At 45.8% G+C, this 12,404-nt stretch carries 8 protein-coding genes; 6 read left to right on the top strand and 2 right to left on the bottom strand.

Features of this window, described 5'->3' with window-relative positions:
• Positions 1-20: 20 nt before the first annotated feature.
• Positions 21-761 carry a (Fe-S)-binding protein gene (locus FDP09_RS07125; protein ID WP_137402004.1) on the bottom strand — a complete coding sequence of 247 codons (741 nt, stop codon included), beginning with the start codon at positions 759-761 and terminating at the stop codon, positions 21-23.
• A 333-nt stretch (positions 762-1,094) separates the two neighbouring features.
• Here FDP09_RS07125 and FDP09_RS07130 point away from each other — a divergent pair, with 333 nt between their 5' ends.
• The 5 genes from FDP09_RS07130 to FDP09_RS07150 all read left to right on the top strand — a co-directional run bounded on the left by FDP09_RS07130 (position 1,095) and on the right by FDP09_RS07150 (position 9,389).
• Positions 1,095-3,548 carry a glycoside hydrolase family 31 protein gene (locus tag FDP09_RS07130; protein WP_137402005.1) on the top strand — a complete coding sequence of 818 codons (2,454 nt, stop codon included), beginning with the start codon at positions 1,095-1,097 and terminating at the stop codon, positions 3,546-3,548.
• Positions 3,549-3,674: 126 nt separating this feature from the next.
• Entirely contained in the window at positions 3,675-5,783 is a 2,109-nt protein-coding gene (locus FDP09_RS07135) for a bifunctional aldolase/short-chain dehydrogenase (RefSeq protein WP_137402006.1), read from the top strand.
• A 2-nt stretch (positions 5,784-5,785) separates the two neighbouring features.
• Positions 5,786-7,069, top strand: a complete 1,284-nt coding sequence (locus tag FDP09_RS07140) for a TIM barrel protein (protein WP_137402007.1) — start codon at positions 5,786-5,788, stop codon at positions 7,067-7,069.
• 259 nt (positions 7,070-7,328) lie between these two features.
• A complete protein-coding gene (locus tag FDP09_RS07145; protein WP_137402008.1) occupies positions 7,329-8,675 on the top strand; it encodes an FGGY-family carbohydrate kinase in 1,347 nt (448 codons plus the stop codon).
• Between the two features lie 159 nt (positions 8,676-8,834).
• Positions 8,835-9,389: an REP-associated tyrosine transposase gene (locus FDP09_RS07150; RefSeq protein WP_137402009.1), complete on the top strand. Its 555-nt coding sequence runs from the start codon at positions 8,835-8,837 to the stop codon at positions 9,387-9,389.
• 133 nt (positions 9,390-9,522) lie between these two features.
• Here the strand turns inward: FDP09_RS07150 and FDP09_RS07155 are convergent, their stop codons facing one another.
• Positions 9,523-10,896, bottom strand: coding sequence for a Gfo/Idh/MocA family protein (locus FDP09_RS07155; protein WP_137402010.1), 1,374 nt, complete (start codon positions 10,894-10,896; stop codon positions 9,523-9,525).
• Positions 10,897-11,167: 271 nt separating this feature from the next.
• Between FDP09_RS07155 and FDP09_RS07160 the strand changes: the two genes are divergently transcribed.
• Complete coding sequence (locus tag FDP09_RS07160; protein ID WP_137402011.1) at positions 11,168-11,620, top strand: hypothetical protein; 453 nt, start codon at positions 11,168-11,170, stop codon at positions 11,618-11,620.
• The last annotated feature ends 784 nt before the right edge of the window (positions 11,621-12,404 follow it).

Here is a 12,404-nt window from a genome sequence, read left to right on the forward strand (position 1 = left end):
ATGATCTCACTTCTTGAGACTCAAATCTCAGTACTTCCTACTACTTCATTTCCATTCAGGATCTCGGCAATGTGCATTACTTTGATGGGGCTTTTTTGGCGTTTGAGCAGGCCTTGCATATGCATGAGGCAGGACATGTCCGCACCAGTAAGGACTTCTACACCATTGCGCTGATGATCTGCAATGCGGTCCTTTCCCATGGTGACAGAAATGGCTTCCTCGGCGATCGCAAATGTTCCTCCAAAGCCACAGCATTCATCCTTGCGGTCCAGTTCGACCATTTGGATGTTGCTCACCATGTTCAATAAGGAAAGGGGTTTGTTGAATTCTGGATCCATTCGTTCAGAGCATTTGGCCAACCGAAGCCCACGAAGCCCATGGCAGCTGGAGTGGAAGCCTACTCTGTAGGGGAAACTTGCATGCACTTGATCCACTTTCAGAATGTCCGTAAGAAATTCGCAGAGCTCAAAGATTTTGGGCGACCCTTCGGTTTTGGGAAGGACATGGTCCTTGACGTGAAGGGTGCAGCTTCCCGATGGTGCCACGATGTATTCGAATTCACCAAAGTTTTTCATGAATAGATCAGCGGAATCTTTCCCATAGCTTTCATAGCCGGAATTGGCCATTGGCTGGCCACAGCAGGTCTGAGAAAGGGGATAGATGACATCTACGCCATATTTTTCCAGAAGCTCCAAGGTTGCTTGTGCCGCTCCGGGATAAAACTGATCTACATAACAAGGTATAAAGAGTCCTACTCGCATAGTTTTATTCATTCGATTTCCCAATATAAGTTTGGCAGGGCGAAGGTTCATCCTGCACCATACTGTTTTGGTTGCTGAATACGCAGGGAAAGTTAGGTACAAGTACCTACTTCTTCTCAAGAGGGGAAGCATGTCCAGTCATGTCCATGCCGTTGTGTTCGTCTTGAAATATTTATAAACAGGTACTATACTCCCATCTGATTTATGGACAGGTAAGTAAAGTACACCATTGGATAAGAAATGCATTATATTTCCCTCGGAAGGTGAAACCCCGCTTTCCAATCTGAAAATAAAGTTACCGTAAATAAACCTATAAAATCAATTAACAGCTACATGAATAGTAAACATTTCTTTGCAGCTTTTATCATTTTCTTGGCTCAAATAGGCTGCTTAACAGCCCAAAGCACTACAGGAGAACTTTCTAAAGACCAAAACACCTACCGCGTTTCTGCCGGCAACAAAAGCTTGCAGTTGCAGTTTCATTCCCCGGATGTCTTTCGAGTGAAGACTTTTTGGGGCGAGCAGCCCGAGGAGCACTATTCCTATATGCTCAAGCAGCAAGCCTTTGACCTGCTTCCTGTAAAAACGGCCAAGGAGGATAGAGCTTTTGTTTTTGAGACAGGGAGACTAACGGTGAAAGTGGACCAATACAGCTTAAACCTAATGGTGTATGATTCCCAGGGGAACCTGCTTTCGGGTGAGGATGTCGCAGACGCTGACGGTGGTGCCTATCAGGATGGTGGTACAGTGGGAGCGGTAAAAACCCTACAGCCTGATGAGCACTTTTTCGGTTTTGGCGAGCGAATGGATTTTGTGGACCGTCGGGGCAAAGAAGTGGATTTGAATGTAGGCAGAGGATTGGGCAGGCCTCATATTATCGGAGCTTACAATGTGCTGGAGGCCAATTATGCACCGGTGCCGTTTTTTATGAGCACAAAAGGCTATGGAATCTTTTTCCATAATTCCTATGCCACACATTGGGACCTTGGCTCGAAGAGCAATGAGCACCTGAGCTTCGAGGCCGAGGGAGGTGAGCTGGACTATTTCTTTATGTATGGACCGGATTTCTCCAAACTGCTGTATCATTATACTGGGCTGACGGGAAGGTCGCCGTTGTTGCCGCGTTTTGCGCATGGGCTTCAAGTAGGTACTTATAGTGGAGGTACCTGGGGACATGAAGAAATGACCAGTACCCATTATGTGGTGGAGCTGGCCAGAAAATACAGGGAAAAAGGAATTCCATTTGATGTCTTGCACTTGGATTCTACATGGAGGATGTTTGGTGAAAATGGCGGAAGTGGGGCCACTACTTTTGAATGGAGGGAAACCTTCAAGGATCCTGCTAGTATGTTTGACAGCCTCTATGCGATGGATATCAACATGGTAGGGCTCCACCTGAGACCCCGGTTCGATAATGGCAAAAAACTGGATTTGCTCAATCAGGCCAGGGCCAAAGGCTATGTCTATCCAGAAGAAAACAATCCAGGTGAATTTGTCAATTTCTTTGATGAAGAGGCCGTGGATTGGTGGTGGGAAAATGGCGTGATGCGCATTGCGGAGATTGGTGCCATGTTCCTGAAAACCGACGAAGGAAGTGCTTTTGGCCGGAAGGCCAATGAAAGCGATAAGACTGGCCCAAGGACGGAAGAAGCCAGAAGGCTGCACAATGCCTTTCCCGTGGCTTATGCAAAAGCACCTTATGAGAAATTTAAAGAATATAACGGTATGCGAGGGATGAACCATACCCGAGAAGGTTATGCCGGGATTCAGCGTTATCCCTTTATTTGGGCAGGAGACTGGCCCAGTGAATGGCAGTATTATGGCCCCGTCATCAAAGCCGGGATCAATATTGGCCTTTCGGGTGTAGGATACTGGTCGCATAATATGGGCGGTTTTGAGCATGATGCGGATCCGGAACTGTTTGCTCGGTGGGTGCAGTTTGGGATGTTCAGTCCGGTGGCGCACGTTTTTGGCATGGATCATCCAGGATATAAAGAGCCTTGGAACTATGGTGACAAGGCAGAGGAAATCTTTACGCAGTACGACAAACTACGCTATCGCCTGATTCCATACATTTATACCACAGCATTTCAACAGTACCAGACGGGTAAGCCGATCATGCGGGCCTTGGTATTGGAGCACCAAAATGACTACAATACCTATACAGTGGATGATCAATATTACTTTGGTGAACAGATGATAGTTTGTCCCGTTCTGACCAAAGAAGCGCAGACCCGCACGGTATATTTGCCCGAAGGCACTTGGTATGATTACTGGGATGGCACCAAATATAAAGGCAAGCAATACTATAATATCGTCACCCCACTTGAGGAGTTGCCAATTTTTGTGAAAGAAGGGGCGATTATCCCGATGCAGGATGAGGTGGCTTATGATAACAAAGAAGCCTATGGTACGATCACCCTCGACATTTTCCCAGGAGCATCTTCCCGATACCGTCTTTTTGAAGATGATGGAGTGTCTGAAAAGTACATGGATGGGCACTATGCGGAAACCCTCTTTCAGGCCACATCGGATGAAGATGGTTTGGAGGTTAGGGTAGGTAAGTCAGAAGGGGATTATCATCCCGGTACGCGCAGCTATGTGCTAAAGATCCATACCGATGTGGAGCCCAAAGCGGTTAATCTCAATGGGAATGATCTTACGCAGTTGGGTGCAGCTGCGGTAAAGGAGGGTAATGCAGGCTGGGCTTATGATGCAGAAGCCAACGTGCTTTGGGCAGGAGGAGAAAAAGCCGCTGACGAGGAAATTCGATTTGTTGTCCAGTAATATGGCTGGCGATCAAAACTTTATGTAAGCGGTTTTATCAGTACAGAACAGGACAGTATTTTAGTTTTAAAAGGATAAATTCGCTATTATAAACTTCAAATCTGCAAATTAAAAACACATAACATAATGAGCACAGCAGAACGTACTTTTAAGCATGTAAACTACCTCTGGGATGAGCAAAAAGCCCAGGAACTTGAAGGAGATGAGGTAGCCCTTTTGATCTACAGGTCCAACATTCTTGGTGCCGACCTTCGCATTACCAACTATGGTGGCGGCAACACCAGCTGCAAGACCATGGAAACGGATCCTTTGACCAAAGAAGAGACCGAGGTGATGTGGGTAAAAGGTTCAGGTGGTGACATCGGTACCTTGAAGAGAAGTGGCCTTGCCGGACTTTATGTGGAGAAGTTTCATTCTTTGAAGAATGTGTACAGGGGACTGGAGTTTGAAGATGAGATGGTAGGGCTGTTTAACCACTGTATCTATGACCTGGATTCCAAGGCACCTTCCATTGATACCCCTTTGCATGCTTTCTTGCCGTTCAGGCATATTGACCACCTGCACCCTGATGCGGCCATTGCGATTGCTGCTTCCAAGGATGGTGAGAAGATCACCGAGGAGCTTTTCGAAGGTCAGATTGCGTGGGTGCCGTGGCAGCGTCCCGGCTTTGACCTGGCCCTGCAATTGGAAAAGGCACTGAACGAGAACCCCGGTATCCGCGGCATCATGCTGGGCGGACACGGACTGTTTACCTGGGGAGATACAGCTTACGAATGCTACATCAACAGCCTTGAGGTCATTGACAAGGCATCCGAGTACTTGGAACAAAATTACGGCAAAGATCGTCCTGTATTCGGTGGACAAATGATCGAATCCCTCGCTCCTGAACAACGTAAAGAGCAGGCATCCATCATCGCCCCGGTATTGAGAGGGTTGGCTTCTGGCTATAACCGAATGGTGGGACACTTCACCGATGACGAGCGCGTATTGCAGTTTGCCAATAGCCATGACCTTGAAAAACTGGCGCCATTGGGTACGAGCTGTCCTGACCACTTCCTCAGAACCAAAATCAGGCCTTTGGTACTGGATTTCCCTGCTGATGTGGATTTGAGCAAAGCCGATGAGATCAAGGAAAAGCTTGACAAGGATTTTGAAGAGTACAGGGCGTACTACAAAAAATATTATGAAGACCATAAGCGTGACAACAGTCCCGCAATGCGTGATCCGAACCCTGTAGTCATCATCTGGCCGGGAGTGGGCATGTTCTCCTATGCCAAAAACAAGCAGACTGCCCGTGTGGCCAGTGAATTCTATATCAATGCGATCAATGTGATGCGCGGTGCGGAAGCGGTTTCCGAATATGTGGCCTTGCCCCTTCAGGAAGCCTTTGATATCGAATACTGGTTGCTGGAAGAGGCCAAGCTTCAGAGAATGCCTAAGGAGCAGCCGCTTTCCAGAAAAGTAGCTTTGGTGACGGGCGGTGCCGGTGGTATTGGCAAAGCGATTGCCGATAAACTGGCCAGTGAAGGTGCCTGTGTATTCATCACTGATATCAACCAAGAACGTCTGGATGAGGCTGTAGCCACTTATTCCAAAGACGTGGGCGGAGGAGCTGTGATGGACGTAACCAAAGGTGACGACATCGTGAAGGCCTATAAACAAGCCGCACTGAAATTTGGTGGCGTGGATATTATCGTCAATTGTGCTGGTCTGGCCATCTCCAAACCAATCGAGCAAACTTCCGAGAAGGACTGGGACCTGCTACAAGACATTTTGGTAAAAGGCCAGTTTGCCGTTTCCAAAGCTGGTGTGGAAACCCTAAGAGCACAGAACTTAGGCGGGGACATCATCAATATTGCCAGCAAGAATGCACTGGTTTCCGGTCCCAACAACGTGGGGTACGGTACGGCCAAAGCTGCCCAGGTTCATATGAGCCGGCTTTTGGCAGCCGAGCTGGGAAAGGACAAGATCCGTGTAAACGTGGTGAATCCAGATGCCGTGATCGAGGGAAGCAAGATCTGGGAAGGCGAATGGGCAAAAGGAAGGGCAAAGGCCTACGGTATTACCGTGGAGGAACTGCCGGCTTTCTATGCAAAAAGGACCATTCTGAACGAAATCATCGGTGTGGATGACATTGCCAACGGAGTATTTGCCTTCGTGGGGGGCGACCTAAGCAAATGTACAGGTAATATTCTTAATGTAGATGGCGGTGTAGCCGCTGCCTTTGTGAGATAATTATGCGAATAGAAAAGCAAAAAATAAAAGAAGTAAACGATCAGGCTCTCCCGGACCACCGGGAGAGTTTTGATCATTTGAGCAGTGTGCTGGGAAAGAAGGGTGTCGATGCCAATGTACTTGTGGAGAAACTCAAGGAATTCCAAGTGGCCGTGCCGAGCTGGGCGCTGGGCACGGGGGGGACCCGTTTCGGAAGGTTTTCCGGGGGTGGGGAGCCAGGTACCTTGGAGGATAAGATTGCCGATGTAGGTCTGCTTCATCAGCTGAGCCAATCTGCGGGGGCGATTTCATTGCACATTCCATGGGATATCCCCAATGATGTGGAAGCCACCAAAGAACTGGCTGCTTCCCATGGGTTGATTTTCGATGCAGTAAACTCCAACACTTTTCAGGACCAGCCTGATCAAGAGCTGTCCTATAAGTTCGGTTCCCTTTGCCATGCCGACAAGGCCGTAAGGGATCAGGCGGTGAAACACAACCTTGAAGTGATCAAATATGGCGATGCCCTGGGATCCAAGTCGTTGACGGTTTGGTTAGCTGACGGATCATCCTTCCCAGGCCAGCTGAATTTTAAAAAGGCATTTCAGCGCACACTGGAATCGCTCCGCGAAATATATGCAGGCATGCCTAAGGACTGGAAGTTGTTTGTGGAATACAAACCCTATGAGCCGAATTTCTATTCGACCGTTATCCAGGATTGGGGTACCTCGCACATGTTGGCCGATAAGTTGGGAGATCGAGCGTACAGCTTGGTAGACCTGGGCCACCACCTGCCCAATACCAATATCGAGCAGATCGTGGCCACCCTGATGATGGTGGGCAAGCTCGGCGGTTTTCATTTCAACGATTCCAAATATGGGGACGACGATGTGACAGTGGGCTCGCTTAAACCATATCAATTATTCTTGATCTTCAATGAGTTGGTGGACGGTATGGAAGACCCCTCTTCGGACAATCCCTATCCTGCATGGATGATCGATGCCAGCCATAACCTGAAGGATCCATTGGAGGACCTGTTGCAGTCATTGGAAGCCATTAAAATGGCGTATGCCCAGGCCCTTTTGGTGGACCGTGGGGCGTTGGAAGAGGCCAGGGAAAACAATGATCCCACCTTGGCACAGGAAATACTTCAGGCCGCATACCGTACGGATGTCCGGCCGCTGTTGGCTGAGGCCAGGCTGCAGGCTGATGGAGCCCTGGATCCGATAGCAGCATACAGAAAACTTAATGTCCGTAAGGAGCTGATAGCCCAGCGTGGTGAGAAAGTGATCTCTACGGGACTTTAATGGACCGTTTGACGTCATTGCGGGCTGGTCTGCCGACAGGTTGAAGAGCATGACGGAATTGAGACCGTTGTTGGCTTGTTCGGCATTCCCGCATTGACCCAGCCAAAACCTTAAAATCATTACAGCAAATTCCGGTAATCCGTTCATCTCTTTTTTTCAAGGGTTTAATAGGTTTGAAAATTTTCTTCTGAAAAAAATTGAACTGGGTTGCCGGCTTTGTATTACCAGCTTCTAACGCGAAGCTTAATTAACTTGCCCCATGACGCCAATTCCGGTAATAGCCATATTTGATATAGGAAAGACCAATAAGAAGTTCTTTTTGTTTGATGAGCATAGTAATGAGATCAAGCAGGAGTACAATAAAATCCCCTTGACAGAGGATGAAGATGGTTTTGAATGTGATGATTTGGAGGCGCTTTCCAAATGGATTATATCCACGGTAGAAGGGATATGTCAATCACCGGATTATGCGCTAAAAGGGATTAATTTTTCCACCTACGGTGCATCATTTGTACATATTGATGCGGACGGGATTCCGCTGACGCCACTTTATAATTACCTGAAAGAAATCCCTCAGGAAATTATCGACGAATTTTATGGTCAATATCCGGAGGAAACCAATAACCTCGAAACGGCATCTCCATCCCTTGGGATGCTCAATTCAGGTTTGCAGCTGTATTGGCTGAAAAAGACCAAGCCCGACTTATTTTCGAAGATTGCCTATTCGCTGCATTTCCCTCAGTACTTGAGCTATTTGTTTACCCGAAAGGCCGTCAGCGAGCCGACTTCCATTGGATGTCATACGCGGCTATGGGACTTCCAAAAAGACCAATATCATGATTGGGTAAAGCAGGAAGGCATAGACCGAGTACTTCCTGATATCGTAGCGACTGGACAATTGTATCAGGTCGAGCTGTGCGGGCGCAAGGTGGATATCGGTGTAGGCATCCATGACAGTTCCTCTGCCTTGGCCTCTTATTTGGTGCGGGTGAAGGAGCCATTTCTATTGATTTCCACCGGTACTTGGAGCATTTCCCTGAATCCTTTTACAACAGACCCGCTGACGCAGGATGAATTGCACAATGACTGCCTAAATTTCCTCAGTATCGAGGGCAAGGCGGTGAAGGCATCCCGTTTTTTCATGGGGTATGAATTTAATTACCAAATCGACCGAATTAACAAGCACTTTGGTAAACCGGATAAATATTATAAAACCGTTCCTGCCAACCCGGCCATCATCGAAGCGATCAAGACGGGCAAGGTGAGCAATACCTTTTACCCCAAACATATAGCGGAGACGCCTTTGGTAAAAGCGCTTTATAAAGGGAATGAATGGAATCCAGCATCCTTTGCCAACTTTGATGAAGCTTATCATCAATTGATCTGGGGACTGACCCTGCTGCAGGTGGAGTCCTTGAAATTGGCCAGGGGAAATTCACGTATCAAAAAGGTTTTTATCGATGGTGGTTTTGTCCACAATGAGGTTTTTATGGAGTTGTTAAGGTATTACCTTCCGGAAAGCGAATTGGAATTTTCGGATTTTCCGCTTGGCTCAGCCTATGGAGCGGCCTTGGTCTTGGAGGCCAGCGAGCAGAAGATGGTATAGAAGTCTGAAGACTTCTGTAAGTATTGGTTCTAGTCCGGAGACTGGAACCAATGGACAGCATGATCCAAGTTGGTCCAAATCTTCAGACTTGGACCTCATACTTTATGGAAGTCTTCAGACTTCCAATTTTTTTATTAGCTTGTTTTAAAGGATGTTAAAATGAGCAGAAAGTACCAGATCAGAGATCAAGATGAATTGTATTTTGTGACTTTTACCATTGTAAGATGGATAGACGTGTTTACCCGGGATCGCTATAGGGATATATTTATCGATTCCTTAAAATTTTGCCAGGATAATAAAGGGTTGGAAGTGTATGCTTTTGTCATCATGACCAATCACGTTCATCTTATTATTGGTAGAAAAGGAAAGAGTTCCCTTCAAGGAATCATCCGGGATGTAAAAAAATACACTGCCGTGAAAATTTTAGAGGCTATTGAGCAAAATACGGAGGAAAGCAGGAGGGATTGGTTGTTATATTTTTTTGAAAGGGCGGGAAGTTTTAAATCCAGCAATACCAAATATCAATTTTGGCAGCACCATAGTCATCCACTGGAGTTAAATTCGACGAGGAAGATGATAAACTACTTGAATTATATTCATCAGAATCCAGTAAAGGCTGGAATTGTATATCAGCCAGAGGATTATGTATATAGCAGTGCTGCAAATTATGCGGGGATGGTGGATAAAGTGTTGGATGTGAAATTTATTGGGTGAGAAGTCTGGGAAGTCTGGAAGTCTGAAGACTTCTGTAAGTAATGGTTGCAAGTCTAGAGACTTGAACCAATGGCATAGAGAATGGTCCAAGTCTGAAGACTTGGACCTATACCGTGTAAAAGTCTTTAGAATTTTAGCCCTTAGGGCGTTTGGCTTGGAGTTTGATGTCCACCAAGTCCGAAATGTGTACGGGCTGGTTGGTTTCGATGCTTTTTCTGGCTGCAATGCCGATCAGGATGGACATCGCACCATCTCGGGTGCCGGCAGATTGACGGTAGGGGTCAGCCATATCGGGGTCTTTAAAGAGTTTGTCCTTAAGCCTGACGTCGCCGCCACCATGGCCACCGCCGGAATGGGGAATGGTAATGATTTCCGTTTCCCCAAAATTTTTGGTTAGGCGGAGTTCGTCAGCAGGTTCTACTTCCCAGGGTTGGCGTTCTTTGATCCACGCTTCCAATCTTCCCTCGGTCCCGTTAAAAGCGATGCGATAGCCTTCGTAGGGGGAGTAGGTGGTAAGCGAATAGCTGACTTGAACATCATTCATATAGCGGATCTGTACAGCCATCTTATCATAGATGTCAATGTCTTCCCGGTAAACACAGCCATCCCGTAAGTAGCCGTCATATTCTTCATTGGCCACATAGAGGTCCATTAAGCGCTTGCTTTTGGTGATGTCCCAGTAAAAGTCACAGTCATCCTTGTGTGGGCAAGGCCGACAATTAGTAGAACGGAAAGGGCCATTTTTACCATAAAACTCCAACTTTCCATAAGCAAATACCTCTGCAGGATCGGAATCCAGCCACCAATTGAGCAAGTCAAAATGATGGGTGGATTTATGCACTAGAAGAGTGCCTCCTTTGTCACGATACCCGTGCCATCGCCGAAAATAAGAAGTGCCGTGATCGGTGTCCAGGTACCAATGGAAATCTACAGAAGTGACCTTGCCAATTGCTCCTTCATGGAGCAGCTCATATATTTTTTGACGATGTGGACTGTAGCGGTAATTGAACGTCACAATCACTTGTTTGCCCGTGCGGCGTTCTGCATCAAGGATATTTTGGCATTTGACCTCATCGGTGGTCATAGGTTTTTCGGTGATGACATTGGCTCCAGCTTCGAGGCCTTTGATGATGAATTGGTCATGGGTGGAATCCATCGTGGTGACGATCAGGACATCGGGCTTAACGGTGGCCATCATCTCATCGAAATCGATAAAGGTGGGACAATCTGCCCCTATGTATTGCTTTCCGTAGGCGAGCCGGCCCTCATTGATGTCTGAAAGTCCCACAAATTCTACTTCATTGGGATAGTCTTCAACAACGCTTCTACCAAACATGCTCGTACCTCTAATTCCAGTACCTACCAAGGCCACTCGTAACTTGGCTGCTGGGTTTTCTCTCAGGTGAAGCGCTTTGGCAATTGGATGAATGAAAAAAGAACCGGCTGCCAATGTTCCGGCTTTGGACATAAATCTTCTTCGATGAAGATTGGTGGTTTGATCTGACATGATGTTTTGGGTTATTGTTGTAATTTGATATAATATAATGAAACATATCCTTTAAAGCACTTTATATTTTGGGTAATCCACAAGTGGATTTTTATGTACGTTGGGTGGTGCTTTTTTGCGTAGAAACGATGGGATTCCGTATCAATCAGCTATATTCTGGTTGTTTCCCGTGGTGAAATGGATTTTCAGGAAATGGTTTTTTTATCTTACGGTTTTTTATCCAATTTTGGCACGTTGTTTTCAGAAAGTGTTTATAAATAGGAATGATATCATGATGAAAGCTTTATGGTTAATAATAGGATTTACCTTTACGGTAATGGTGGCCAATTGCCAAGACTTGGATACTTCCATGTTGGTAGGGAAATGGAAGATGAGTAGCTATGATGTCATTGATAATGTCCGATTATCAGACCATTACCGCAGCGCTTCACCTCAGGTACGTGAGCGGATGGACCGCAAAATTGCACGCTATATTGACAATACCTTTTATCATTTTACTAGCCAGGACAGTGTGTTCTATACAGATTTGAGTGAGGGCACCGTCGTCCAAAAAAGTGCCAGTTATATTTTACAAGATAATGGGATTTTAGTAATCAAATCCGAGGAGGGAAAGAAAGAGAAAAAAGCTAAAGTCAAGGATCTGACCATAGATCATTTGGTGATGTCTCCCATTGGAGATGACGGAAAAGCGAAAGGAGAAATGATCTTAAAACGGATCCAATAATGGGAGGGCATTAAGCATGGATTGAGGTTGCCAATTGTTAAAAAAACGGCTATTGTTTTAAAAAAAAATGGCTCTATATGGATTATAGTGGGTAAAGATATTAGTCCGGTTAAATTAATGTTGATTCATGTTCCTTTTCAATGGGCAATTTTCTATTCTGCCTTGAGGTATTTGACGTTAAGAAATCAAAGAAGTGGGCTGGAAAAAGCGCAGGCTTGTTTGACGTGAATCAGTACAAAAAATTGGTATGCTGCACAAATAGAGGAGTTTGCCTGCGTGAGTGCTGGCTTTGATTTTAGTCATATAGCTCACCGCAGCGGGTTTTTTTGGTTACGTTTTTCACCTGAAGGAAAAAAGTAACAAGGCAACAAGATGAAAGGCAAGCTAGAATTTGACATGCAAAGTAATAGTTACCCATAGTAAATCATATAGAACCAAAAAAATACATGTTTTGGTGTATTTTGAGATTGTAATGATTTGGTTAAATTTAAAGAACACCATTATAATTTTGCTTTTGTAAAGCAGTGCTTTTCCCCGAGAATGCTTCTCCCCTACAGATTCCCAAAATTTGCATTTAGACCATGCTGTTGGTCTAGTGATTTCCTCTATTTTGCCTAATTTAATAACCCAATTCCGACCTAATACGATTACCCAATCAGACATTTTAAGATGTCTCCAGAAGTGAATTTCAGTATTTTATCACCTAAAACTTAATCGTATGACTAAACTTCAAAAAAGTAAATTGTTACCTGTTAATTCAGGGGGCGTGATAAGTAGGGGGTTG

The organism is Echinicola rosea, from assembly GCF_005281475.1.
GTDB lineage: Bacteria > Bacteroidota > Bacteroidia > Cytophagales > Cyclobacteriaceae > Echinicola > Echinicola rosea.

Excerpts from the sequence above, each read along its gene's own strand:
- FDP09_RS07145 (WP_137402008.1), top strand. The coding sequence starts at position 7,329 with ATGACGCCAATTCCGGTAATAGCCATATTTGATATAGGAAAGACCAAT.
- FDP09_RS07160 (WP_137402011.1), top strand. The coding sequence starts at position 11,168 with ATGATGAAAGCTTTATGGTTAATAATAGGATTTACCTTTACGGTAATG.
- FDP09_RS07125 (WP_137402004.1), bottom strand. The coding sequence starts at position 761 with ATGCGAGTAGGACTCTTTATACCTTGTTATGTAGATCAGTTTTATCCC.
- FDP09_RS07150 (WP_137402009.1), top strand. The coding sequence starts at position 8,835 with ATGAGCAGAAAGTACCAGATCAGAGATCAAGATGAATTGTATTTTGTG.
- FDP09_RS07130 (WP_137402005.1), top strand. The coding sequence starts at position 1,095 with ATGAATAGTAAACATTTCTTTGCAGCTTTTATCATTTTCTTGGCTCAA.
- FDP09_RS07135 (WP_137402006.1), top strand. The coding sequence starts at position 3,675 with ATGAGCACAGCAGAACGTACTTTTAAGCATGTAAACTACCTCTGGGAT.
- FDP09_RS07155 (WP_137402010.1), bottom strand. The coding sequence starts at position 10,896 with ATGTCAGATCAAACCACCAATCTTCATCGAAGAAGATTTATGTCCAAA.
- FDP09_RS07140 (WP_137402007.1), top strand. The coding sequence starts at position 5,786 with ATGCGAATAGAAAAGCAAAAAATAAAAGAAGTAAACGATCAGGCTCTC.